At 67.9% G+C, this 23,525-nt stretch carries 21 protein-coding genes; 9 read left to right on the plus strand and 12 right to left on the minus strand.

Going from position 1 to position 23,525, the window contains the following annotated elements; translation table 11 throughout:
• Positions 1–21: 21 nt before the first annotated feature.
• Complete coding sequence (locus ACWCRB_RS07190; RefSeq protein WP_450995071.1) at positions 22–690, plus strand: hypothetical protein; 669 nt, start codon at positions 22–24, stop codon at positions 688–690.
• Between the two features lie 18 nt (positions 691–708).
• Here the strand turns inward: ACWCRB_RS07190 and ACWCRB_RS07195 are convergent, their stop codons facing one another.
• A complete protein-coding gene (locus tag ACWCRB_RS07195; RefSeq protein ID WP_450995072.1) occupies positions 709–990 on the minus strand; it encodes a DUF6881 domain-containing protein in 282 nt (93 codons plus the stop codon).
• A 141-nt stretch (positions 991–1,131) separates the two neighbouring features.
• On the opposite strand from ACWCRB_RS07195, the gene ACWCRB_RS07200 reads away from it, so the two are divergent.
• From ACWCRB_RS07200 to ACWCRB_RS07210, 3 genes are all read left to right on the plus strand, one after another.
• Positions 1,132–1,800 carry a hypothetical protein gene (locus tag ACWCRB_RS07200; RefSeq protein ID WP_450995073.1) on the plus strand — a complete coding sequence of 223 codons (669 nt, stop codon included), beginning with the start codon at positions 1,132–1,134 and terminating at the stop codon, positions 1,798–1,800.
• A 155-nt stretch (positions 1,801–1,955) separates the two neighbouring features.
• A complete protein-coding gene (locus tag ACWCRB_RS07205; RefSeq protein WP_450995074.1) occupies positions 1,956–2,618 on the plus strand; it encodes a hypothetical protein in 663 nt (220 codons plus the stop codon).
• The gene (locus tag ACWCRB_RS07210; RefSeq protein ID WP_450995075.1) at positions 2,606–3,646 is read left to right on the plus strand and encodes a hypothetical protein; all 1,041 of its coding nucleotides are present in this window, start codon (positions 2,606–2,608) and stop codon (positions 3,644–3,646) included. The genes ACWCRB_RS07205 and ACWCRB_RS07210 overlap by 13 nt, the downstream gene beginning before the upstream one ends.
• A gap of 131 nt (positions 3,647–3,777) precedes the next feature.
• Here ACWCRB_RS07210 and ACWCRB_RS07215 read toward each other — a convergent pair whose 3' ends face one another.
• The 3 genes from ACWCRB_RS07215 to ACWCRB_RS07225 are packed head-to-tail and all read right to left on the minus strand — an operon-like array spanning position 3,778 to position 9,206.
• Positions 3,778–4,191, minus strand: coding sequence for an Imm50 family immunity protein (locus ACWCRB_RS07215; protein ID WP_450995076.1), 414 nt, complete (start codon positions 4,189–4,191; stop codon positions 3,778–3,780).
• Positions 4,181–4,681 carry an Imm50 family immunity protein gene (locus ACWCRB_RS07220; RefSeq protein WP_450995077.1) on the minus strand — a complete coding sequence of 167 codons (501 nt, stop codon included), beginning with the start codon at positions 4,679–4,681 and terminating at the stop codon, positions 4,181–4,183. Before ACWCRB_RS07220 ends, ACWCRB_RS07215 begins: the two co-directional genes overlap by 11 nt.
• A complete protein-coding gene (locus tag ACWCRB_RS07225; RefSeq protein WP_450995078.1) occupies positions 4,671–9,206 on the minus strand; it encodes a DUF6531 domain-containing protein in 4,536 nt (1,511 codons plus the stop codon). Before ACWCRB_RS07225 ends, ACWCRB_RS07220 begins: the two co-directional genes overlap by 11 nt.
• 216 nt (positions 9,207–9,422) lie before the next feature.
• Here ACWCRB_RS07225 and ACWCRB_RS07230 point away from each other — a divergent pair, with 216 nt between their 5' ends.
• The 4 genes from ACWCRB_RS07230 to ACWCRB_RS07245 all read left to right on the plus strand — a co-directional run bounded on the left by ACWCRB_RS07230 (position 9,423) and on the right by ACWCRB_RS07245 (position 12,273).
• Positions 9,423–10,085, plus strand: a complete 663-nt coding sequence (locus ACWCRB_RS07230; RefSeq protein ID WP_450995079.1) for a hypothetical protein — start codon at positions 9,423–9,425, stop codon at positions 10,083–10,085.
• Entirely contained in the window at positions 10,073–10,276 is a 204-nt protein-coding gene (locus ACWCRB_RS07235) for a hypothetical protein (RefSeq protein WP_450995130.1), read from the plus strand. Before ACWCRB_RS07230 ends, ACWCRB_RS07235 begins: the two co-directional genes overlap by 13 nt.
• 111 nt (positions 10,277–10,387) lie before the next feature.
• A complete protein-coding gene (locus ACWCRB_RS07240) occupies positions 10,388–10,900 on the plus strand; it encodes a SigE family RNA polymerase sigma factor (protein WP_405535564.1) in 513 nt (170 codons plus the stop codon).
• Between the two features lie 65 nt (positions 10,901–10,965).
• Complete coding sequence (locus ACWCRB_RS07245) at positions 10,966–12,273, plus strand: hypothetical protein (RefSeq protein ID WP_450995080.1); 1,308 nt, start codon at positions 10,966–10,968, stop codon at positions 12,271–12,273.
• Here ACWCRB_RS07245 and ACWCRB_RS07250 read toward each other — a convergent pair.
• The 3 genes from ACWCRB_RS07250 to ACWCRB_RS07260 all read right to left on the minus strand — a co-directional run bounded on the left by ACWCRB_RS07250 (position 12,270) and on the right by ACWCRB_RS07260 (position 16,842).
• On the minus strand, positions 12,270–13,613 hold the full coding sequence (locus ACWCRB_RS07250) for an Nramp family divalent metal transporter (protein WP_450995081.1): 1,344 nt from the start codon (positions 13,611–13,613) through the stop codon (positions 12,270–12,272). The two genes, ACWCRB_RS07245 and ACWCRB_RS07250, sit on opposite strands and share 4 nt — an antisense overlap.
• Positions 13,614–13,718: 105 nt before the next feature.
• Entirely contained in the window at positions 13,719–14,264 is a 546-nt protein-coding gene (locus ACWCRB_RS07255; RefSeq protein WP_450995082.1) for an ATP-binding protein, read from the minus strand.
• Between the two features lie 94 nt (positions 14,265–14,358).
• Complete coding sequence (locus ACWCRB_RS07260) at positions 14,359–16,842, minus strand: ATP-binding protein (protein ID WP_450995083.1); 2,484 nt, start codon at positions 16,840–16,842, stop codon at positions 14,359–14,361.
• A gap of 378 nt (positions 16,843–17,220) precedes the next feature.
• On the opposite strand from ACWCRB_RS07260, the gene ACWCRB_RS07265 reads away from it, so the two are divergent.
• A complete protein-coding gene (locus ACWCRB_RS07265) occupies positions 17,221–18,573 on the plus strand; it encodes a M14 family metallopeptidase (RefSeq protein ID WP_450995084.1) in 1,353 nt (450 codons plus the stop codon).
• A 63-nt stretch (positions 18,574–18,636) separates the two neighbouring features.
• On the opposite strand, the gene ACWCRB_RS07270 is transcribed toward ACWCRB_RS07265, so the two are convergent.
• From ACWCRB_RS07270 to ACWCRB_RS07290, 5 genes are all read right to left on the minus strand, one after another.
• Complete coding sequence (locus tag ACWCRB_RS07270) at positions 18,637–19,161, minus strand: hypothetical protein (RefSeq protein ID WP_450995085.1); 525 nt, start codon at positions 19,159–19,161, stop codon at positions 18,637–18,639.
• Positions 19,162–19,259: 98 nt separating this feature from the next.
• Complete coding sequence (locus ACWCRB_RS07275) at positions 19,260–20,825, minus strand: AAA family ATPase (protein WP_450995086.1); 1,566 nt, start codon at positions 20,823–20,825, stop codon at positions 19,260–19,262.
• A 79-nt stretch (positions 20,826–20,904) separates the two neighbouring features.
• On the minus strand, positions 20,905–21,468 hold the full coding sequence (locus tag ACWCRB_RS07280; protein WP_450995087.1) for a hypothetical protein: 564 nt from the start codon (positions 21,466–21,468) through the stop codon (positions 20,905–20,907).
• Positions 21,465–21,665, minus strand: coding sequence for a hypothetical protein (locus ACWCRB_RS07285; protein ID WP_369035022.1), 201 nt, complete (start codon positions 21,663–21,665; stop codon positions 21,465–21,467). The genes ACWCRB_RS07280 and ACWCRB_RS07285 overlap by 4 nt, the downstream gene beginning before the upstream one ends.
• The gene (locus ACWCRB_RS07290) at positions 21,662–23,455 is read right to left on the minus strand and encodes a hypothetical protein (protein WP_450995088.1); all 1,794 of its coding nucleotides are present in this window, start codon (positions 23,453–23,455) and stop codon (positions 21,662–21,664) included. Before ACWCRB_RS07290 ends, ACWCRB_RS07285 begins: the two co-directional genes overlap by 4 nt.
• Positions 23,456–23,525: the final 70 nt, after the last annotated feature.

Genomic DNA, 23,525 nt, shown 5'->3' on the forward strand with positions numbered 1-23,525 from the left:
CTGCCTGACGGGGAGTCCATTGTGAAGCGCCGCTCTTTGCCCATTGCTGCCGCGTCCGCCGCGACGGCGGCACTCCTGCTGACCGCGTGTGGGGGCAGCGACGGCGCATCGACATCGAAGGACGACGACAAGGTCGCCGAGGCCGACACAGGCAGCAAGGTATCCGCGTCGCCGACGGCACCAGCCTCGGCTGCAGCAGCCTCCGCCGACCGGCCGAAGATCGAGTTGCCGTCCGATCTGACGTACACCTTCGAATGGCCCAAGACCGGCGACACGGACAAGGACGCTGTCCTGAGCGACAGCGAGCAGTCCATCAAGGCCGTAGACCTCGCGATCGTGAACCAGAACGCCCTCGACAAGGCCTACCTCTACTACTACGAGGGCGAGGCAGCCGTCGGCACGGAGAAGTTCGTCCAGAAGTACGTGGATGCCAAGGCGAGCATCACGGGTGCCTATCGCTTCTACTCCCCGGACATCGCGGTCGACGCCGCCGGAACGGCTTCCCTCAGCTACTGCGAGGACCAGGGGAAGGCATACGTGAAGTACCTGGAGACCGGCACGGTCAAGAAGACCGAAGTCAGCGCCAAGAGCTACGTCAGTTACCACACGTCGCTCAGGCGGAGCAGCGAGGACGTCTGGGTCATCGAGAAGATGGTCTCCCAGGTGGGGAGTGCCGAGTGTCAGCCCTGAGGTGCGGGTTGGTGCTCGCTATGTGGGCAAGGGCGCGCTTTGCCATTCAGTTTCGAATTCCTGACGGGTGATGATGACGGCATCGAATTCAGGTTGGGCAACCACGTCTTCGATGGGGCCGACCGGAACCGTGCCGAGGCCGATTTCATCGGATTCGTGGAGTTCGTCAGCCCTCACCTTGCGCCCGTCCCTGTACTGGTAGACCTTTCGGACCTCGTACCCGTCGTCACCGATCTCGTCGTAGATCCTTGTCGGCTCGGACTGGAAATCATGCAGCCAGTCGACCTTCCAGTACTCCATAGCCCTGACCTCACATACCCCACGCCGCTTCCGGTAGCTGTCGAACTCGGCTCGGCCAGAAGGCCCTCGGCCATGTCCGTCGGCGAACCCACCGATACCGTATGCGCCTTGCCAGCACATCTGTCTCACGGGGAGTCCACTGTGAAGCGCCACGCTCCGCCTCTTGCTGCCGCGTTCGTCGCGACGGCGACACTCCTGCTGACCGCGTGTGGCGGCAGTGACAGTGAGGGGACATCGAAGGACAACGACAAGGCCGCCGGAGCCGATGGCGGGAGCACAATGGCCGCGTCGCCCACGGTCTCCAGGTCGGCCTCGGCGACGTCCACCGGTCGCCCGAAGATCGAACTGCCATCGGACATCACGCACACCTTCACTCCCGAGGAAACCGGTGACCCCGTCAAGGAGGCCGTCCTCAAGGACAACGCGGAGATGATCCGTGCGCTCGACGCGGCCATCGTCGCCCAGAACCCGCGCCTTCCTGCCCTTGAGTTCTACACGGAGGGGGAAGGAGCGGTGGCCGCCGAGCAGTGGGTGAAGGCGTTCGCGGACGCAGGGTGGACGGTTACTGGCGCCGTGAACTACTACGACCGCCAGGTCAACGTCAGCAGCGAGTACAGCGCTTCGCTGAGTTACTGCGGGGACGAGGGCAAGGGGTTCAGCAAGGTCATCAAGACCGGAGAGGTCAAGAGGACGCCAGTCAGCAAGGACAGTTACGTCGCCTACGGCGTCCAGGTGCGGAAGTCCGAGGCCGGCGTCTGGGAAATGGTGAAGATCACGTCCACCCGTGGCGCCGACAAGTGCCAGCCGTGACGCAGCAGCCGCCGGAGACGGACGGGTCGAAGAGCGTGTACGGCGGCCAACCCTTTGCCGTTGCCACAGCGCAACCTTGGCAGCCTGGCGGAACCACCGGCCCCACCGATACCGTCTAGGTTTTGCCAGCACATCTGTCTCACGGGGGTTCCATAGTGAAGCGCCGCTCTTTGCCCGTTGCTGCCGCGCTCGTCGCGTCCGCGGCCCTGTTGTTGACTGCCTGTGGCGGCGACGACAGCGAGTCGAAGGACAACGACAAGATCGCCGGGGCCGACACCGGGAGCGAGACCTCGGCATCGCCGACAGCGTCCGCCTCGACCTCGGCCGGCTCCGCCGACCGGCCGAAGATCGAGCTGCCGTCGGATGTCACGGACAAATTCGAGAGCTGGAAGACGGGCGATGCGGCCAAGGACGCGGTCCTGGCGGACACCGCCGGACGTATCGACGCGACGAACGATGCCATCCTGCGCGGCGACACCGGTGCACCCGGCCTCTCCTTCTACTACCGGGACAAGGCGCTGAGCGACGCGGTCGCGTGGGTGCAGGCTTACGTCGACGCCAACATGTCCTTCACCGGGACGACTCGTTACTACGCGCCTCAGGTCACCTTGTCGGGCGACACCAAAGCGTCCGTCGTCTACTGCGCCGATGAGAGCAAGGGGTTCAACAAGAACCGGAAGACCAACAAGGTCGACCGGACGCCTTCGAGTGAGAGCCCGTACGTGCTGTACAACACAAGCCTGGAGAAGAGCTCGCAGGGCGTGTGGCAGACGGTCAATCTGGTCTCGACACGGGGAGACAAGACATGCACGGCATAAGCAGGTGGAGCAAGGTCGTGGCACTGAGCGCGGCCGCGGTCGTGTGCGCCGCGGGAATGTCCGGTCCTGCTGCGGCGTACGGGCCCGGTGACGGGCAGGGATCCACCACGGGCCCCTCCGGCAACACTGATGGCAAAGGCACGCTCTCCGCCACCGCTGGTGCTGTCGTCTTCGACCGCGACAACAACGGATCCGGGCCGTCGACCGGCCGTGTCACCTCGGCGTCGACCTGGACTCCGCCCGCCTGCTACTACGCGCCGATGTACACCCCGGAGCAGCTTCAGAAGACCAAGGAGTCGGTCTGGGAGGCCGGGTCAACCGGTTACGAGTGGGACGCCACTCAGCGGGACCACTACGTCAACGGCAACCCCTACAAGGACTTCAACAAGGACAAGGCCGGCAAGGGCTACTTCTGGGGCTCCTACGTCAGTGAAGGCCGCGCGGGAGATCCCGGCGCGCTCGACTGCACCAAGGACTACTTCTGGGTCGACACCGGCGACGCCCCGCCGGCCGACATCCCCGAGGCGATCACACCGAAGATGCTCGCCGACCTCGCCTACGCCGAAATCCGCGTCCCCTCCACAAAGGTGACCCTCGCCCCCGCCGACGCCACCAAGGTGAACCTTCCGACCTGGGCGTGGCTGGACGCGGCGCAGTTCAAGCCGGTTTCCGTGACCGCGTCAGTTCCGATTCTCGATATCGAAGCCACCACCGTCGCCGAGCCCGTCTCTCTCAGGATCGAGCCCGGTACCGCCGACGCGCAGGTCTACCCCGCGTCCGGTGTGTGCACGTTCGTCAACGGGCGTATCGGGGAGCCGTACGCCGCCGGGAAGGCGAGCCAGACTCCGCCCTGTGGTGTGAAGTACCTGCGTTCCTCCGGCGACAGGACCTACCCGCTCCGCGCCACCATCACCTGGAAGATCCACTGGACCGGTACCGGTGTCGCCCAGGAACAGCCCCTGCCCGACGGTGAGTTCGGGGCCGAGCAGGCTGTCGTCGTTCAGGAGATTCAGGCCGTCAATCGCTGAGCCAACCTCGCTCTCCATCAGCCCTTGCTGCCCCTCCACCCCCAACCGTGCTTCGCCGCCGCCGCGAGGTTCGGTGGGGGTGGAGGGGTGGCTGTCGTGGACGACCACCCGGCGTGTGGCGGATTTCAGGGTCAGGGGTTGTTCGAGGCTAGGTAGGCGCGCGTTCTCGTCAGGCGGGCCGCCGCGGCACGGAACGTGATACCGGAAGCCTCTGAGCCGAGGGCCACGTCGAAGTGTCCTCCGTCGCGGGCGGTCAGATCGATCGCCTTGGCTTCGCAAGCGCCCCAGCCCGTGACCCGGAGAACGGTCACCCCCGTGAAGAGCAGATGGAACTCGAAGGCGTTCAAGTCCTTGCCCTGTCCCCTCCATTCGGGGGGCGGGTTCACCGGGAAGGCTCTGGTGTCGAAGCCCAGAGTCACCGAGTCCTCCCGTTCGTCGATGTGCACGTAGAAGAGGTCGCACTCGCCGGTCGGGGGCGGAGCGCCGTCGTACAACTCCCCCAAGTATTCGGTCGATGCAAGGAGTTGTGACCAGTCAGCGCTCATAGAACGTCTTCTCGTCGGTCGGGGGAAGGAAGGTGTGCCGTCGGGCGTCGATCCTGCTCACGAAGAGATGCGGTCCATTGTCCGATCCATCGGCCTGGATGTGGAACGCGCTCACATGGCCGACGCGTACGGACTCACTGCAGTCGAATCGGAGCGCCATCTCTTCTCGACCGTCCGCGGTTACTCGCATGCGGCTCTCCCTGCCCCATGGCGACATCTCGATGCGGCCGACCGACGGCGGGCTCCAGTCCGTGAGGGAGATGTTCTCCGCTGCCAGGAACTGGAGTTGGCACTGCACCGTGTCCATACCCGCGTCGGTCCACTCCTGCGGTGGCGAGGCGGGAAAGGAGGGCAGGTCGACGCGGAGCGTCACCGTGGGGCCGCGCCAGTTCAGATTGATCGATCTGATTCGGACGTCATCGAGGTCCGGGACATGGCCGTAGAGCGAATTGAGTGCTTCCGGATTCACGAGAAAACTCTCAACGGTCATAGTAATAATGCTCCTCGGCACCGGGGATCTGCCCGTTGCGGGTGTCCTCGAAGGGTCTCACGTGCACATGTGGTCCCTGATAACCGGGTTCACCTGGCTTCTGATGCCCGAACCAGTGATCCTGGAAGACCACGAAGTCCTCTCCATTGGGGTGCTCGTAAACCTCTTCTGTGTAGTAGATGGGCTGGTGGTCCTCCCCCATCAACTGCTTTGATCCCTGCCATTCCGGTGTGGTGGCCGGAACATGATTGTTGACTTCGAGAGGTACGGATCCTTCGGGAATGCCGGCATCCTTCAAAGCCTGTGCCTTTGCCTCCTCCAGAGTACGTCCGACTGGCTCTCCGCATGCCGGTGCCAGGCCAAGGGGGTCCATCCACGTGTGCGGATTGTGCACATAGGTGACCGGATTTGGGGCGGGTGCCAGACCGAGGGGGTCGGGAGTGAGATAGCGGGCCGTTTCCGGGTCGTAGGTACGGAAGTAGTTGTAGTGCAGGCCGGTTTCGGGATCGTGGTACTGACCTGGGAAACGGAGCGGTGTATAGGCCGTCGCATCGTTGTTCCAGGCAGTGGTGCCCCAGAGAGTGGCGCGGGTGCGCCAGGCTATGGCGCCGGTTTCGTCAACAAGCTCGCTCGGCGTTCCGACGAGGTCGGTGACGATGGCGAAGAACCGCTGGTCGATGACGCTCTGGGGAGAATCCGCAGTGGTGACGCGTTCCGTCTGGGCCAGAGGGCGACGGCCGTCGTGGTCCCACGTAAGGACAATCGCGTGGGGCCGGCTCTCGGCCGTGGTGGACTGCTCGCAGAGAACGTGGCCGTCCCAGGTGAACGAGGTTTCCTCAAGGACCCTCTCGCCGTCGGCGGCAAGGCGTTGCTTGGCGATGCGGCGCCCGAGGGGGTCGTACTGGTAGCGCCAGAGTGTGCCGTCGGGTGTGGTGACTGAGGTCAGCCGGTCCTCAGCGTCCCAGGTGTAGTGCCAGGTATCGGGTTTGCGGGACAGTCGGGTCTTCTGCCGCAGCACGATCCGACCCGCGTCGTCGTGTTCGTAGCGGACACCTCCGGCACGGGTGATTCTGGTGCCGACGTAGGTGCGTTGCCCGGTGGCCTCGTGGCCGGGGTGGGTCGTGGGCCAGTCGGCCGAGGTCTGATTGCCCGCGTCGTCGTAGGCATAGGCCTCGGACCACTTGTCGGCGTGGACAGCGGTGACGCGGCCGACGGCATCGAGGTCGAAACGCCGGACGCCGTTCAGCTGGTCGTCGATCTCGGTCAGGGAGCCGTCCGGACGGTATGTGAAGGCACGTTGCTGGATCACACCCTCGTCTGTGAGTACCTGCTGCGTCGTGGGCCGGCCCACCATGTCGAAGGTGTGGGCCATGGCGATCGACTCACCGAAGCGGCGCGCGGTCTCCCGGCCGGCCTCGTCACGGTCGAAGCCGATCGAACGCCCCGAAGCGGTGAGTTCCACCGAGCGGCCCGCCGCGTCGTAGCTCCACGTGCTGATCGCACCGGCGGGCGTGACGCGGCGAGTCCTACGCCCCATGGAGTCGTACGAGCAGCTGAGCGTGAGCCCGTTGACAGTTTCGGACCGGCGCAGGCCACGCTCGTCGAGCTCGATCGAAAGCGTGGTGCGCGGACCGACGGCGCCGACGAGTCGACCGGAGGCGGCGTAGTCGAAGGTGGTGATCTGCCCTTCGGCGTCCTTGCGGGCCATCCGTCCGAGCGCGTCGCGCTCATAGCGCACTGTCTGGCCGAGGGCATTCGTACGGCTGGTCAGACGACCACCGGCGTCGAGGGTGTAGGTGCGGGTCCGGCCGTCGAAATCGGTTTCGGAGACAAGGCGTCCCGCCGCATCGTATGCGTAACTCCACTTCAGGCCCGTGGAGTTGATGACCCGCACGAGACGCAGTTCCGTGTCGTGGACGAATTCGTGGCGCACACCGTCAGGCCCGGTGCGTGCTGCGACCAGGTCGAAGTGCGCGTACTCGAACGCGGTGACAGCGCCGACCGGATCGGTATGGCTCGTGCAGTTCCCTTCGCCGTCGTACGTCCACGACTCGACGGCTCCGTCCGGTGCGATCCGTTGTGACGGCAGCCCCTCGACGGTCCATGCGAACCGTGTGGCGTGTCCCAGTGGATCGACTCGTTCAGCGGGTCGGCCGAAGGCATCGCGCTCGACAGAGGTGGCCGCCCCCAGCGGGTTGACCTTCTCGACGGGCAGACCGGCCGGATCGCAGCGCACGGTCATGGTGCGACCCACCGCGTCGATGACCGTGGAGAGATGGCCGCGCTCGTTGTACGTGTAGCGGGTGGTCACGCCAGCCGGGTCGGTGACGGCCGTGCAGTTTCCGGCTTGGTCGTACTGCCGCAGCCAGCGGGAACCGTCCGACAGTTCCATGGAGATCGGCAGATTCAGGTTGTTGAAGCTGTAGCGGACAGCGACATCGTCCGGACCGATCACCTCAGTGGCCTGGCCGAGTGCGTTGTTCACCAGGCGCGTGGTCAGACCGAGTTCATCTGTCGTGTAGAGGAGATGGTGGTTGGCGTCATAGACGGCATGCGAGGTGCCGCCCAGCGGGTTGATCTCGGCGACGACCTGACAGTTGTCGTTGATGACGAAGCGCGACACGGTTCGCTCGCCGGTGGTGACCTCCGTGACACGGCACCCCGGCCATGCCGGATCCGTACCCTCGTAGGCAAAGAAGTTGGTGGCGTACCCGGCTTCCCCGCCCTGTTTCACACAGCGGTCCCGGTCATCGTAGGTGTATTCGTATCTGCTGCTGTTCGTGTCGGTCCAGGACGTGACGCGCGAGCGCTCGTCGTAGGTGAACAGCATGGGCAGACCGGATGAGTTGGTGACCGAGGTGAGATTGGCGTCCGCGTAGCCGTACCGCTTGATCGTGACATCGGAACCGTCCTCGGCCGCGTCGGCCAGGCTGAGCGCTGTGACGCGGCCGTCCTGCACACTCAGTTTGAGGTGGTAGCCGCCGGAGTGCCGGATCGCATACGGAACGCCGTCGGCGTCATAGTCGAAATCGATCGTGTTGCCGTTCCGGTCGGATATGCGCTCCAGCAGGGCCAGTCGCCCTTCGGGGGTCGCGAAGTGCTGGCTACGGCCGGAGATCGGGTTGTCGATCCGGTAGCCACCCGTGTCCAGGAGGACCAGTGGCCAGCGGGGACCCGCCTCAGGAAGCACGGGAACGTCCGGAACCTCAGGACGCCGATACGTCAACAGCATGCCGTCCTCGGTCACGAAGACGACGCCTTGATCGTCGATCTCCAGACGCTGGTCGATCGTGGAGGCCCAGGTGGGGCCGAACCACCAGCCGGTCCGGTAACCCGAGGCCACACGTCGGGTGAAGGAGAGAGGCAAGGTCCCGGGGAGCGTAATGTCCCGCTCCACCAGGAACATCTGTCCGGTGGCGACGTCGACCGGATCCCCACAACCCTTGATCTTGCTCTTGAGGCGGTTGTAGGCGCCCTTGGCGCCATCGGCCAACGCGGTCCTGGCGCTCTTGCCCACACCGCGCAAGCCCAGAGCCATGCCTTTGAGGCCGCCCTTGCCCAGGACCTTCATGCCCTTGGCCAGACCACCCAGGGTGGTCAGCCCCTTCATGCCGGGGATGCAGTCGAGTGCGGCGAAGCCCACATCCCATAGAGACGCCTGCCCCTTGGAGTATTTGTAGAGCGTGTCCGCGAGCACCACCAGCGCCGCGATCAGCACGATCGCGCCGAGAATCGGCCCCCCGATGATCATCGCCACGACCCCGACCACAGCGACAACGATCTTGCACACCGCGACGATGCTGTCCCAGTTGTCGACGAACCAGTCGCCGACCTCCTCCCACCAACTCCGGTTCTGGATACCGGCATCCGAGGCCTCGTCGATCTTCCGCTTCGCCTCGCCCGCCGCCTCCCCGCGCATCTTCCGCGCGTCCTCGGCCATCTTCTTCGCCGCGTCAAGGGCGGACTGGGCACCGGAGACGTCCGACTGGGCCGTGCTCTGGGCCGACTTGGCGTGCTGGGCATCCCGGGTAGCGGCCCGGACCTTCGCCTCGTCCGGCGGCTCCGCCGCCTTGCTGCCGGTGGGATCGTCCTTGTACTTGTCGGACTCCTTCGACGCCCGGGTCACCCACGAATCGGCCGACGACAGACGGGACTTGGCCGAGGAGAGATCAGCCTGGGCTTCTCGCCCCTTGGCCAGCGCCTTGTCCGCCAACGCCTGCGCCCGCTCCAGCTTCGGCCAGTAATCCACCAGCGCATCGCCGCACAGGTCGTACGACCTCTTCAGCTTCTTCAGGTTCTTCGGCACATCCGCGAACTCGTCCTGGAACACCTCAGCGGTCTTGCCCGCCCACTCCAGCGTCTCGTTCTCCGACGCCATCCCCTTGATCAGACGCAACGCATCCGCGACATCGTCCGCGAAGTCATGCAACGTACGGGCCAGTTGACGCACCCGGTGCGGGTCACCGGGCGTCGGGTCCTTGTCCAGGTCCAGCACATGCCAATCCGCCGGCCGATACCCCGCCATCCCGCAACCCCCGTTACACGAACCTCAACGACAACAGTCGTACACATAAGCGAACTTACTGGATGTGCAAGTTCGAGGTGAAGGAGCTAAGAGTCGGTGAGCTGATCAGAGGCCGCCCCGATGCATGACATCAGAGATCCTCGGGCCACGGCTGTCCGAGAACCCGCCGATACCATATGGGCTTTGCCAGCACATCTGTCTCACGGGGGTTCCAAAGTGAAGCGCCGCTCTTGGCCCGTTGCTGCCGCGCTCGTCGCGTCCGCGGCCCTGTTGTTGACTGCCTGTGGCGGCGACGACAGCGAGTCGAAGGACAACGACAAGATCGCCGGGGCCGACACCGGGAGCGAGACCTCGGCATCGCCGACAGCGTCCGCCTCGGCCTCGGCCGGCTCCGCCGACCGGCCGAAGATCGAGCTGCCGTCCGATCTGACGTACACCTTCGAATGGCCCAAGACCGGCGACGCGGACAAGGACGCTGTCCTCTCCGACAGCGAGCAGTCCATCAAGGCCGTGGACCTCGCAATCGTGAATCAGGACGCCCTGGACAAGGCCTACCGCTACTACTACGAGGGCGAGGCGGCTGCCGGTACGGAGACGTTCGTCCAGGCGTACGTCGACGCCAAGGCTCGGGTCACCGGGACGTACCGCTACTACGACGCGGTCGCCAACATCAGCGGGAAGAACAGCGCCTCGCTCGTGTACTGCGAGGACCAGAGCAAGGCGTACGACATGTACCTGAGCCCGAAGAAGATCAACAAGACCCCGGCCACGAAGAAGAGCTACGTCCTCTACAGCACCCAGCTATTGAAGAACAGCAAGGGTGTCTGGGTCATCGAGAAGATCGATTCGCAGAGGGGGAGCGACAAGTGCCAGCCCTGAGAACGGGATCGCGTGCGCTGATCGCGTCGATAGCGGTCAGTTCGGTTCTGTTGAGCAGCGCACCCGCCTTCGCCGGCAACGCCTACATAGCCGTCGCCGGCGGCGAGGACACCTACCTCACCGACACCCGCGAAGCGCTCCGCACACTCATCCGCGACATCAAGGCGGGGAAAGCCGACCACCTCCTGTGAAACCAGCACCCCCACCTCTGAAACATTTCCCCGTGTCCACCGCATCAATGAGGTGAGGACAGTCCACACGCGCACGACGTCAGCGCACCGCAGGAAGCACAGGGGGAACGTATGAGAAAGGTCCGCGCGGACGAGTACGCGGAGTTCGCGGTGGCGCGGGCGGGGTATCTGTACCGCTCCGCGTGTCTGCTCACCGCCGGGGACACGTATCTCGCGGAGGACCTCGTGCAGGAGACGCTCGGGCGGCTGTACGTCAACTGGGGGCGCGTCTCCCGCGCCAGCAACCCGGCGGGGTACGCGCAGACGGTGCTCACCCGTACCTTCCTCGCGCATCAGCGGCGGCGCAGCAGTACCGAGCGGGCCACCGACGTGCTGCCCGAGGTCCCCGCTCCCTCCGCCGGGGGCGATGTGACCATGCGGCTCACGCTTGTCGAGGCGCTCGCCCAACTCCCGCCCAAGGACCGGGCGGTGGTCGTCCTGCGCTACTGGGAGGACCGTTCGATCGAGGAGACCGCGGGCGCGATGAACGTCAGCTCGGCCGCCGTACGCACCCGTTGTGTCCGTGCCCTCGCCCGGCTGCGTGCCCTTCTCGGCGAGGAACTCGGCGAGTACGCGGCCCGCTGACTCGTCCTCCCTCCCCTCCGGTACTCCGGTACACATTCCCTACACAGCAGAAGTGGTGGTTCGCCATGCCCGTTGAACAACGAGACGACCAGTTCGAGGAGCGACTCGGCTCCGCCCTGCGCACCGCCGGTGGCGCCTTCGACGTCGATCGTGCCGCCCTCGTCGCCGGCGGCGAGAGCCGGGGGCGCAGGCTCCGTACGCGCCGCCGGACCGCTGTCGTCAGCGGTGCCCTCGCGATCGCGCTGGTGGGGGTGGGCGGCGCCCTGGTCGCGCCCTGGGGAGGTGACGGGACCGGGCAGCGCGCCGTGGGGGCCGGCGGGACTACCGTCGGACCCGGTGATGCCGTGGGTACCGCCACGCCATCTCCCGTCTCCGGTGCCCAACTCCTCAGCACCTTTAAGGGGTTGCTCCCCGACGGAGGCCAGTTCAGCGACGAGTCGGCTCGTGGCACCGACGCCAGGACCGGGCCGTACGCCTATGCCGTGTACGACGACGGGAAGGGCGCCGCCGCTCTCTCCATCAGCCTCGGTCGGGTCGAGCCGGGGAGCGTGCGGGCCCGGGAGACGACCGAGTGCCCGGACAGGACGCTGACCCCGTACGACGACTGTGTGTCGAGCACGCTGTCCGGTGGCGCGGTGCTCAGGATCCTCAAGGGGTACGAGTATCCGGACCGCCGCGTGGACACGAAGCTGTGGACGGCCGACCTCGTCACGCCCGACGGGGAGCATGTGGCGGTGATGGAGTGGAACGCCGCCGCCGAGAAGGACGCGCCCATCAGCCGGGCCGAACCTCCGCTGGGCAGCGCGCAGTTGAAGACCCTCGTCACCGATCCGGCCTGGGTCCGTGTCATCGACGCCATCCCTGAGTCGACCGAGGTCGGGACCTCGCCGACTCCGACCTCGTCCCCGTCGGTCGAGGGCGGATCCGTCGTGTCGACGCTCACCGGTCTGCTGCCCTCCGGCCTCGATGTGGTCTCCACGGGCGGCCAGGAGACCGAGTACGGGTACGTCGTCGTCGACGACGGCAAGGGCAAGAGCTTCGTCCAGGTCAATGTGCAGCCCAACATGAAGGACGTCGAGGACCAGCTCTTCGGCCCCGACAGGAACCCCGAGACCCTGCCCGACGGGACCAAGGTCGTCGTCAAGGAGGGCAACGGCGACGACAAGGGGCTGGGGCTGATCATGCGGACCGCCGACACCATCAGGACCGACGGTATGCGGGTGGTCGTCATGGCCTTCAACTCCGGCAGCCAGAGCACCGGTCCGACCCGTGCCACTCCCGCCCTGACCCTCGATCAGCTCAAGGCGATCGCCACCAGCCCGAAGTGGCGCGAGCTGGTGCCGACCACCGACTCCGAAACGACCCAGGGTTAGAAGAACTCAGACCACGGCTGGTCCCAGATCTGCTTCACGCACAGCACCAGGAACAGCAGGCCCGCGACCACCAGCATCGTGTTGCTGAGCAGCCGGTTGCGCCATTCGGCGGGCGTGCGGGAGGAGTTGAGCAGGACCAGCAGGGTGCCGGCCAGGAAGGGGAGGAAGGCGGCGCCCAGGACGCCGTACAGGATGATCAGCCGGAAGGGCTGGCCCTGGAAGAGCAGGACGATGGGCGGGAAGGTCAGCCACAGCAGGTACGCGCGGAACGGCCACGACCGTTCGCGTGCGCCCGAGGCGACCTCCTCGCCCGTCGTCCCTCCTGTCCCGCGCCTGAAGCGTTCGACGAAGTCCGCGAACATCAGGCTCACGCCGTGCCAGACGCCGATCAGCGACGTGTAGGAGGTGGCGAAGAAGCCGATCAGGAAGAACTTGGCGGTCGCCGTGCCGTACTTGTCCTCCAGGATGTCGCTCAGCTGGATCAGGCCCTTGTCGCCGCTCGCGATCGACACGTTCGCGGAATGCAGCAACTCCGCTCCCACGAACAGCATCGAGACCACGAAGATGCCCGTCGTCGCGTACGCGACCCTGTTGTCGAAGCGCATCACCTTCATCCAGCCCGTGTTCGTCCAGCCCTTCGCGTTGACCCAATAGCCGTACGCCGCAAGGGTGATGGTGCCGCCGACGCCGCCGATCAGGCCCAGTGTGTTGAGGATCGAGTCCTTCTCGTCCGGGAGCACGGGCAGCAGGCCCGCGAACGCGTCCCCGAGGTTCGGGGTGACCCGGATCGCCAGGTAGACCGTGACGACGAACATCACGCCCACCAGCACCGTCATGACCTTCTCGAAGACCTCGTACTTGTTGAACCAGACGAAGACGAGACCCGACAACCCGCAGGCGATCGCCCACCACTTGAGGTCCATGACGTCCGGGAACAGCGCCTGCAGCGGCAGCGCGCTCGACGACATCGCCGCCGCGCCGTACACGAAGCCCCAGACCACGACGTACGCGACGAAGAAGTACGTCGTCCAGCGGCCGAGGCTCGCCCAGCCGTCGAAGAGGGTGCGGCCGGTGGAGAGATGCCAGCGGCCCGCCGCCTCGGCGAGGGAGATCTTCACCAGACAGCCGAGTACGGCGGCCCACAGGAGCGTGTAGCCGAAGTTGCTGCCCGCGATGAGCGTCGCCACCAGGTCGCCGGCGCCGACGCCCGTCGCGGCGACCACGATTCCCGGGCCGATGTACTTCCAACTGGACTTGTGCGGAGTGGAATCGGCGCCTGGGGCGACGCCCGCGGTCCCTGCTTCCGTGGTGTTTCCAGAGTTTCCTGTGGTGTCCGCCATGTACGTCAAGAAAGCGCAAAGGGGCTGGTCGCACAAGAGGGCGTTCCGGAGCCGGAGGGTGGACAGCCAGGGCATCCGGCGTCCGGAACTGGGACCCGCGGGACGCTACGGCTGTCGCCGACCACAGCCGTCGGACCCGCAGGTGCCGAGCTCGAACCACACGGTCTTGCCCGGCCCTTCCTGGTGGCAGCCCCAGCGCCTCGCGAGCGCGTCCACCAGGAACATCCCCCGGCCGCTCTCCGCGGCGCCCGCGTGCCGTACCCGCGGAGTACGGCGGCCGGTGTCGGTGACCTCGCAGCGCAGGATGCCGTGTGCGGCCGTCAGGGTGAGCCGGAACCGGCTCGCGGCGTGCAGCACGGCGTTGGTGACCAGTTCGCTGACGAGCAGTTCCGCGACGTCGAGGAGTTCGTCCCGGCCTTTCGGAGCATCCCGGCCCTTCGGGTCGTCCTTGTTCGCCAGGTCGTCCGGATCGGTGAGACCCCACTCCTCCAACTGCCTGCGCACCTCCGCCCGGGCCTCGCGGGCCGCGGTGGGGCGCGGGTCGTACTCGACGCTCAGATGGCCTGCCCCCAGCGGGGGTTGGGGGTACGAGCCATACCGAGGGACGGGATCCGGGACGTGTCCCCCGGAGCCCCCGGAGAGTTGCAGCATGCCTTCAGGATCGCCTCCACGGGCGCTCCCGCGCGCGGGTAGAAATACCTGTTTTCCGACCCCTTGCACGCACACATCGTCAGCGATGGCGTCGTCAGCGACGCGTTGTCGTCACCCAGGCCGCGATCTGGGTGCGGTTGCTGAGGCCCAGTTTGCCGAGGATGCGTTCCACGTGGCCCTCGGCGGTACGGCGGGCGATCACCAGCCGGTCGGCGATCTGCTGGTTGGCGAGGCCCTCGGCGACGAGCGCGGCGACCTCGGTCTCGCGGCGGGTGAGACGCGTCCCTCGATCGCCCGAGCCGTGGGTGTCGGAGGGTGGTCCGGGTCTCCCGTTCCCGTTTCTGTCCCCCGAATCCTCCTCCCGCAGCGCGTACTTGACGATCCCGGCGAGGCCGAAGCCCGCGCCTCGCCGGTACGCCCGCTCGTACGCCCGTCGTCCGAGGCCCTCGCGCGCCCCGGTCTCGGCGTCCTGCCGTACGGGGTCGGACGGGGTGGACCGTAGGCGGTCGGCGGCGCCGAGCAGGACGGCGGCGTGTTCGTGGGCGTGGTGGTGGGCGGTCGCGATCAGGGCGAGCAGGTCGAGGGCGGGGGCGATGCCGAGGGTGTCGTGCAGGGTGTGCGCGATGCGCAGGGCCTCGCGGGCGGGCGGTTCGGCGCGGTGCGGGTCCTCGCGGACGGTGTGGGCGAGGGCGAGCGCGCGCAGGGCGTACGAGCGCACCCATTGCTCGCCGTACTCCCCGCACACCCGCAGGACGTTCTCACAGAGGGCGACGGCCCGGTCCGCCTCGCCCAACGAGGCGAGTGCACAGGCGAGTTGGACGCGTTCGAGCCCGGCGAGGGCTGCATGACCGCCGGGTACGGGTCCGCGCGCCACGGCGTCCTCGAAGTGCCGCAGGGCGGCGGCCGGTTCACCGCCGAGCAGCAGACCGACCCCCACGACGTACCCGGCGTGCGCGGCCTCGGCAGCGTCACCGAGGCGGCGGGCGAGGGCGCGCGCCTCCTCGGCCTGCCGCCGGCCCCGGGCGAGTTCCTCGGGCGAGCCGGTGAGCAGCCCGAGCAGTCCCGAGGCCCACAGCGCGCGGGCCCGTTCACGGCTCGGTTCGGGGTTCGCTTCGAGGGCGCGGTCGAGCCAGTACCGGCCTTCGCCGGGTACGCCGGACGCGTACCAGTGGAACCAGAGGGTGGCGGCGAGACGGAGGCCGGCCTGGGGGTCGTCGGGGGCTCCCCCGCGCGCCCTGATCTCCGTATCGGGGCTTCCGGGGCTTGCGAGGCGTCCGGGTCGTCCGGGGCTGAAGTCCGACGCGGCAGGGAGGTTGACGCGGAGGCTGGCGGGACGGTCGTCGGGGACCCCTCCGCCGGTCCTGACCTCCGCTCTGGGGCCTCCGGAGCTGCCGGAGCTGCCGAGGCTGAAGTCCAGTGCAGCGCGGAGGTTGGCGTGGTCGGCGCGGAGGCGGGTGGCCGACTGCCGCTGGCCGGGGCCGAACCAGGCCTGTTCGTAGGCCGTCGCGCGGGTCCGGGTCCAGTCGCGGTGTCTGCGTCGGGCGGCCCGTTCCGCTCCGGGGCGCTGCCTCAGCCGGTCGAGGCCGTACTGCCGGAGGGTGTCGAGCAGCCGGTACCGTACGCCGCCGTCCGGGTCCGTCTCCCGGCTCAGTACGGACTTGCCGACCAGCCCGGTCACCGCTTCCAGGACGTCGGCGGCACCCTCCCCGCACACGGCCTCGGCCGTCTCCAGGTCGAAGTCCCCGGGCAGCACCGACACCCGCGCCCACACCAACCGCTCATCCGCCGTGCACAGTTGGTGGCTCCGGTCGATCGTCGCGCGCAAGGTGCTGTGGCGGTCCCCACAACGACTGGCTTGCTCGTCGTCGATGCGGGTCTGTAGCCCCGCGATGTCCTCGTCGCCCAGTTCGCCCATACGGGCCGCCGCCAGTTCGATGGCCAGGGGGAGGCCGTCGAGGCGGTGGCAGAGGCGGGCCACCGCCGTGCGGTTGGCGGGGGTGAGGGTGAAGCCCGGGAGTGCGGCGGCGGCCCGGTCGGCGAAGAGGGCGAGGGCCGGGTGGCGGTGGGTCGCGGAGAGGTCGCCGTCCGGGTCCGGGAGCGGCAACGGGCGTACGTCCAGCAGGTGTTCCTCCGTCAGGCCCAGTCGGTGCCGGCTGGTGGCGAGGACACGTACGCCGGTGGTGCGGTGCAGGAGTGCGCCGGCGAGTTCGGCGCAGGCCCGGTGCAGGTGCTCGCAGTTGTCGAGGACCAGGAGGAGGCGGCGGGCGCTCAGCCGGTCGGCGAGGGCGTCCGGGGTCTCCGGTCGGCGGGGCGTGGCGTGGTCGCCGTACAGGTCGAGTGCGGTGGCGGCGGCCCTCGCCACCAGGCCGGGGTCGTCGAGGTCGTCGAGGTCGGCGAGGTGCACGAAGCGGACGCCGTCCGGGAAGGCGCGGGCAACGCGGGTCGCGACACGGGCGGCGAGGCGCGTCTTGCCGACGCCCCCCGGGCCGGTCAGCGTGACCAGCCGGGCCCTGGCCAACAGCGCCCGGACCTGGGCCTGTTCGTCGCGGCGGTCGACGAAGCTCGTGGTCTCGGACACTGGTGATGCGGCCGGTGATCGGCCTTCGGCCGGTGATCGGCAGTCCGTTCGTGGCGCTGATCCGCCCATGATCAGTACCTTCCAACAGGCCCCCGCAGATACACACACGCGGTCACACACACGTGTGCACTTACCGAGGAGCCGCGACGGGCGGGGCGAGGGCGCGTATCCTCCGCGTCACCCTCGTACGAGCGGCCGTTTCCGGCCCGTACGGCCAGCCGGTTCGCGCCATCGCCCTTTAGGCACTCTTGACCTGCTCATGCCATAGCCGCACCATGAGCGCCACACCCGCACCAGTCCGTCGCACCGAAGAACCACCCCCCGCTCCACTCCCAGCTTCCGGAGATCCCGGAACTCCCGGAGAAATCAGGAGACTTCATGCGACTTCGTATACGAGGCTCAGGCGCCCGCGCCGGCAGGCGATCCGCCGCCGTCGTCGGCCTGCTGTCCCTCGCTCTCGCCCTCGGCGTCACCTCCACGACACCCGACGCCACCGCCACCAGCGCCAAGCGCCCGGCGGCCTCGGCGGACGACGTCCGCCAGTACGAGATCCACATGCACTCGACCGTCGAGGACCGCACCAAGCTCCAGCAGGCGGGCGTGTCGATCGACGACACCGACGGCCACGGCGTCACCGTCTCCGGCCGCGCGGACCAGATCCAGAAGCTGCGCGCCCAGGGCTACGACATCACGCCGCTGGGCCAGGTCCCCGACCGCTCCAGCAGCGCCGACGACGTACGGCTGCTCGACTTCCCCACGGCCGACTCCCGCTATCACAACTACGCGGAGATGACGACGGAGATCAACTCCCTCGTCTCGGCCAACTCCTCCATCGCCAGCCAGCGGGTCATCGGTACGTCGTACTCGGGCCGGAACATCGTCGCCATCAAGCTCAGCGACAACGTCGGCACCGACGAGGCCGAGCCGGAGGTGCTGTTCACGCACCACCAGCACGCCCGTGAGCACCTCACGGTCGAGATGGCGCTCTACCTGCTGCGCAACCTGACGTCCACCTACGCCACCGACTCCCGGGTCAAGGCCATGCTCGACTCCCGTGAGATCTGGATCGTGCCGGACCTCAACCCGGACGGCGGCGAGTACGACATCGCGACCGGCTCGTACCGCTCGTGGCGCAAGAACCGGCAGCCCAACTCCGGTTCGTCGTACGTCGGTACGGACATGAACCGCAACTGGAACTACCAGTGGGGCTGCTGTGGCGGCTCCTCCGGCTCGACGTCCTCGGAGACCTACCGGGGTACGGCCCCCGAGTCCGCCCCCGAGGTCAAGGTGGTCGCCAACTTCGTCCGCAGCCGGGTCGTCGGCGGCGTCCAGCAGATCAAGACGGGCATCGACTTCCACACGTACAGCGAGCTGGTGCTGTGGCCCTTCGGGTACACGACCGCCAACACCACGACGGGCATGACCCAGGACGACCGGGACGCGTTCGCGACGGTCGGCGGGAAGATGGCCGCGAGCAACGGGTACACGGCGGAGCAGGCGAGCGACCTGTACATCACGGACGGGTCGATCGACGACTACCTCTGGGGCAGTCAGAAGATCTTCGCGTACACCTTCGAGATGTATCCGTCGTCCAGCTCGGGTGGGGGGTTCTATCCGCCCGATGAGGTGATCGACCGGGAGACCGCGCGTAACCGGGATGCGGTGTTGCAGTTGCTGGAGAACTCGGACTGCATGTACCGGTCCATCGGTAAGCAGGCGCAGTACTGCTAGAGGCTTCTGAGGTAGTGGGGAACTGCGGGTCCGTTGTGGCTGGTCGCGCAGTTCCCCGCGCCCCTATGGGGCGCTTTCCTCGAAGTAGGTGTCCAGGACCGCGTCCAGCTCCGTTTCCCACTCCTGGTGCTGGGACTTCGCCTTCGCTTCGATCTCCACCGGGTACCAGCGGCGGTCCGGGGTGTGGACCGTCACCGTGAACCGCTTGCCGAAGCGGGACGTCTCCGTCTCGACGGCGCCGATCTCGTCCCAGCGGAACTCGCACTCCTGGTCGTCCAGGGAGAGGCGTACGCCGCTGTGATCGGCGATGATCTTCGCCCGGCGGTCGGACGCCTCAAAGACGGGGCCCTCGACCTCGGGGGTCTCCGTCTCGGCCTCAGGGGTCTCGACCTCGGCCTCTGCCTCGGTCTCTGCCTCAGAAGTTTCAGAGGTCTCGGGGGCTTCCGTCTCCGCTACCGCCTCCTCCACCGGGTCCGGGGTCCCGTCCTCCGGCTCAGCCGGCACGGGTGAAGTGAGCCCGGGGATGGCCGCCGGGTCGACCGCGGCGGTTTCCAGGGGCTTGCTGCTCGAACCTATGCGCTGCTCCACAGTCGAAAGTATGGCGGACATTGCTGTGTCATGGGACAGCAGGGGCCTGAGAGATCCGAAGAAGACCAGGAGAGATCACTCGTCGCGTCATTCGTCCCTCACTCGTCCATGAAGACGATCTTCCGCCTCGGTGCCGCCGCGCCCGCCGCCGTGGTCGTCGCCGAGCGGCCCGCCGGTACCGCGCGCTCCCGGCCCCAGGCCCTGATCTCCTCGATCTGCTCGGGGTTCACCCTGCTCAGCGGGACCGTGTTGGCGAAGGTGTCCAGCAGGAACGACGGCTTCAGCCGGTCCGCACCGCCCGTACGGAACGCCTCCTCGCCCACGTCGTGCAGCGTGGACTCGATGTCGGAGCCCGCGAAGCCCTCGGAGAGGTCCACAAGCCGGTCCACCTGCTCGGGACCCGGGTCCATCTTGAGGTAGCGGCGGTAGTACATCTCGATGATCTCCTTGCGGTCCTGGCTGTCGGGCAGGTCCACGAAGAACAGCTCGTCGAACCGGCCCTTGCGCAGCAGCTCGGGCGGCAGACTGCGCACGTCGTTGGCGGTGGCCACGACGAACGCCCGCGACCGCGACTCCTGGAGCCAGAACAGGAACTGCCCGATGATCCGCTGCGGCACCCCGGACATGTCGTCCTTGCCCGCGAGACCCTTCTCGATCTCGTCGATCCACAGGATGCAGGGCGCCACCCGGTCCGCCATCGCCAGCGCCTCCCGGAACCGGCCCTCGGACTCGCCCAGGTACTTGCCGTGGATGCTCGCCATGTCGAGCCGGTAGAGCGGGAGCTGCCACTCGTGCGCGATGGCCTTCGCGGAGAGCGACTTCCCACAGCCGGGTACGCCGACCAGCAGCACGCCCCTCGGGGGCCGCAGCGCGGTGTCCCGCAGGTCGGCGTGCATCATGTCGTGCTTGCGCTTCAGCCACTCGCGCAGACTGCTCAGGCCGCCGACCGTGTAGTCGCCCTCCCTGAGCTGGACACGTTCGAGTCCGGTGAGGTTGCTGAAGATGCGGTCCTTGGCCTGGGCGAGGCCGAGGACGTCCGCCTTCTGGATCGAGCCCTTCGCCGCGATGGTCGCCATCAGGTTGATGCACTCGGCCTCGGTGACCCCGCTGAGGAACTCGGCGGCGCGGCGGGCGTCGTCCTCGTCCCACTCGATGGGGATGACGCCGTTGTGGTCACTGAGGAAGCCGGCGAGGGTGCCGTACATCTCGTCGGTGTCCGGGAGGTCCAGGTGCAGGCTCATGCCGAGCCGCTGCAGGCCGCTCCAGATCGGGGCGTCGGTGACCAGGACGATGCTGCCGCTGTTGTTGTCGGCGAGGCGGGCGAGTTCGGCGATGTGGCGGGTGACCGGGGTGTCGTCCTCCAGGTGGTCGGGGTCGACCAGGATGACGGTGGCGTTGGCTCTGCCGCTGAACTGAGTTGCGGCGAAGTCCATGGCTCCCGTGAGGGAGCGGTCGTCTTGTACGGGGGTGTTGGTGCGGAGGTCTCTGAGGCCTGTTGCCCTGGTGTAGATCCAGAAGGGCATGCTGCTGCGGCGGGGTTGTAGGGCTGCGTCTCGGAGGAGGCGTAGGGCTCGTTGTTGTTCGATGGTCCGCATGCCGATTACTGGGACACGGGCGGAGATGTAGCTGTCTAGGTGGTCGAGGCTTTCCGTGTAGTTCGACATGCGGGCCTTTGGTTGGGGGTGGTTCGGTGGGATGGCCTCTGGCGGCCGGTGGGGGCTTGTCGCGCAGTTCCCCGCGCCCCTAGGGGTCCGTGATCACCCGGCGTCTTGAGCGTTGCTGTCCCTGTGGCTGAGCCCATGGGTCCGCCGGCTTGGCCACCGTCGCCACCGCCACCGTCAATGGGTTGTCCCTGAACGTTCGTCTGCGCTGCTCGACCCACCTCTGGTCCGTGCCGTTCGTCGCCGCCAGGTCGTCCAGTTGGCGTTCCAACTGGCGTTGCAGGTCTGCGATCTGGGTGTCGACCAGTTCCGTGAAGCGGGTTCGGGTCGACTCGGGCAGGCCCGGGTGGCCCGCGACCGAGCGCACCGTCGCCAGGCCTGCCCTCGCCTGGGCCAGGGCACGGCCCGCCGAGAACTCGTCCGGGGCCGCCAGGAGGGCCTCGGTGAGGCGGTCGGCCCAGGTGGTGAGGCGGGTGTCGAGGGCTGTGCCTAGGTGGCCGGCGAGGCGGGTCCAGGTCTCGCCCGGGAAGTCCTCCTGGGCCAGGGGCGGGAGGGTCCCCAGGGGTACCTCCTCCTCGGCTGACCAGCGGTGCAGGAAGTCCACCCAGGTCTCGTAGGGGCCGCCGTGACCCCAGTACGTCGTCACACCGTGCCGCCCGGTCTGCGGACGACGGTCTCGCCGGGTGGCAGGGGCTCCCAGTCGGGCAGGCCCTCGACGACCTTGCGGACGCGGCTGGTCGCCCGTTCGCCGGCGGGCTTGCGCGTGGCACCCCAGGGGGAGGCTCCGGCGGACGACCACTGGGGGTCCCCGGGGGGCCTGCGGGGCGCGGGCGGGGTGCTCATGACGCGGTGTCCTTCGGGGTGGTCGGGGTGGCGGTGCCGGAGACGGTGCGGCCGTCGAACGGGGAGTTGCCCTGGGTCGCCGTGCGCAGCGACTGGATCAGCTCGCGGCACTGCGGCTCCACGGCGTCGGCCGTGCGCAACTTGGCGTTCCAGTCGGTGAGTTCGGCGGAGGCCGCGCGCAGGTTGTGCACGGACTCCTGTTTCGCCGCCTCCAGGATCCTGCGGGCGTTGTCCTGGTGGCGGTGGGCGGCCTGGGCGCCGTTCACCAGGATGAGCCCCCAGACTCCGCCCACGAGGATCGCGACCACCAGCGCGGCCGGGAACGAGAACATGCCGATGACCACCAGGATGCCCAGCACGGTGAGTCCGAGCGGGGTCGCCTTCTTGGCCCACGGGTAGGCGAACCGGTCGATGAAGGGCCGGGTGTAGTGGTCCCAGTGGGTCGTCAACGACTGTTCCAGGTCCGCCAGTTGCTGGGTGAACGAGCCGACCCAGGGCGGGAGGTGGAAGGTCTGGGCGGCGACCGTGTAGGCCGTGCCGAACTGCGCCTGGACGTCCGGCGGTACGGCTGCCCGGTAGTCGCGGGTGAAACCGGCGTGCGCCTGGAGGAACCACTCCTGGCAGGCGGCGACCGACAGCCGCTGGGTGGCGGGCGAGGTGCCGATGGCCGCCGGGTTGAGGGCGGCGGTCGTCTGCACGGTCAGATAGTCGAGGGTCTCCTCGTACGAGGCCGAGTCCGCGTCCGCCGTTCTGCGGGCCGCGTCCAGGTCGCCGCCGTGGTCGATGACCGCGTGGTTGAAGGCGAGGTCGCGGCGGAGCGGCAGTTCCTCGTTGTCGTACTCGGAGACCAGCCGGTCCAGGATGTCGTCGACCGCGTCCTCAAGGCGCTGCGAGGGCTGGAAGTCGCGGTCCATGATGGCCCGGTACTTGTCCAGCACCACCTGGTGGGCGCGGGCCCGGCCGAGCACCGAGTCCAACTGCGGCCACTGCGGGGACACTTGGGCCAGGCGCGGGAACTCCGCCGAGGCGGACGGCAGGACGAGGGAGTCGATCTCGTCGCGCCAGCGGGTGATCTGGCGCTGCTGGGCCTGGTCGTCGTCCATCAGCTGGTCGCGCCAGCCGTGCAGCGTGTCGTCGAGGAGTTCGCGTCCGGCGGGCCCGAACGCGCCCTGGGCTATGGACTCCAGGATGACCGCGAACTCACGGCCGAGCGCCGCCGGGTCCTGCGCGAGGAGGTAGTGGCGCAGCCAGCGTACGGCCGCCTGGGCGCGGTTCTGGCGGCGCAGCACCAGGGCGAAGAAGAGGGACGTGCGGTCCGGGGAACGCCGGAAGGCCTCCTCGACCGCCTTCTCGCACAGCGACCTGTCGTCGGCCGACCAGGAGGCGAGGGCCACCAGGGCGGGCGCGAGCCAGTAGCGGGGCGTCTGGAGCATCAACTGGTCGCCCACGGCACGGACGTTGTCCTCGGAGACCAGGCCCAGGTCGAAGGCCTGGAGCATGCCGACGGCGGTGCGCCGTACGGTCTTGTGGTGGCCGAACTCGTGGTCCACCTGGTCCTGGATCACGCCGACGCGGGTCTCGGCGCGCTGGACGTTGGCCGTGAGCTGGGCGGTCCGCACGAAGGCGAGGAACTCGTCGCGCAGCTGCTGGAGTTCGGTGCGGGTCTGCTGCTGGTTGGCCTCGACGGCCGAGACCTGGCCGGACACCGAGCCGACCTGCTCACTGAGCCGGACCACGAGGTTGCTGACCTGCTGCACCTTCTGGTGCAGTGCGTAGTCCACCTCGGACATACGTTTCTCCGATCACATCGGCCATCGCGTGGTTATGGCGTTCGGGTGGGTCAGGCGGGGGGGGTGGGGC

The organism is Streptomyces sp. NPDC002156 (genome assembly GCF_053593675.1).

Excerpts from the sequence above, each read along its gene's own strand:
- ACWCRB_RS07210 (WP_450995075.1), top strand. The coding sequence starts at position 2,606 with ATGCACGGCATAAGCAGGTGGAGCAAGGTCGTGGCACTGAGCGCGGCC.
- ACWCRB_RS07245 (WP_450995080.1), top strand. The coding sequence starts at position 10,966 with ATGCCCGTTGAACAACGAGACGACCAGTTCGAGGAGCGACTCGGCTCC.
- ACWCRB_RS07250 (WP_450995081.1), bottom strand. The coding sequence starts at position 13,613 with ATGGCGGACACCACAGGAAACTCTGGAAACACCACGGAAGCAGGGACC.
- ACWCRB_RS07215 (WP_450995076.1), bottom strand. The coding sequence starts at position 4,191 with ATGAGCGCTGACTGGTCACAACTCCTTGCATCGACCGAATACTTGGGG.
- ACWCRB_RS07225 (WP_450995078.1), bottom strand. The coding sequence starts at position 9,206 with ATGGCGGGGTATCGGCCGGCGGATTGGCATGTGCTGGACCTGGACAAG.
- ACWCRB_RS07265 (WP_450995084.1), top strand. The coding sequence starts at position 17,221 with ATGCGACTTCGTATACGAGGCTCAGGCGCCCGCGCCGGCAGGCGATCC.
- ACWCRB_RS07285 (WP_369035022.1), bottom strand. The coding sequence starts at position 21,665 with ATGAGCACCCCGCCCGCGCCCCGCAGGCCCCCCGGGGACCCCCAGTGG.
- ACWCRB_RS07240 (WP_405535564.1), top strand. The coding sequence starts at position 10,388 with ATGAGAAAGGTCCGCGCGGACGAGTACGCGGAGTTCGCGGTGGCGCGG.
- ACWCRB_RS07195 (WP_450995072.1), bottom strand. The coding sequence starts at position 990 with ATGGAGTACTGGAAGGTCGACTGGCTGCATGATTTCCAGTCCGAGCCG.
- ACWCRB_RS07275 (WP_450995086.1), bottom strand. The coding sequence starts at position 20,825 with ATGTCGAACTACACGGAAAGCCTCGACCACCTAGACAGCTACATCTCC.
- ACWCRB_RS07255 (WP_450995082.1), bottom strand. The coding sequence starts at position 14,264 with ATGCTGCAACTCTCCGGGGGCTCCGGGGGACACGTCCCGGATCCCGTC.
- ACWCRB_RS07220 (WP_450995077.1), bottom strand. The coding sequence starts at position 4,681 with ATGACCGTTGAGAGTTTTCTCGTGAATCCGGAAGCACTCAATTCGCTC.
- ACWCRB_RS07290 (WP_450995088.1), bottom strand. The coding sequence starts at position 23,455 with ATGTCCGAGGTGGACTACGCACTGCACCAGAAGGTGCAGCAGGTCAGC.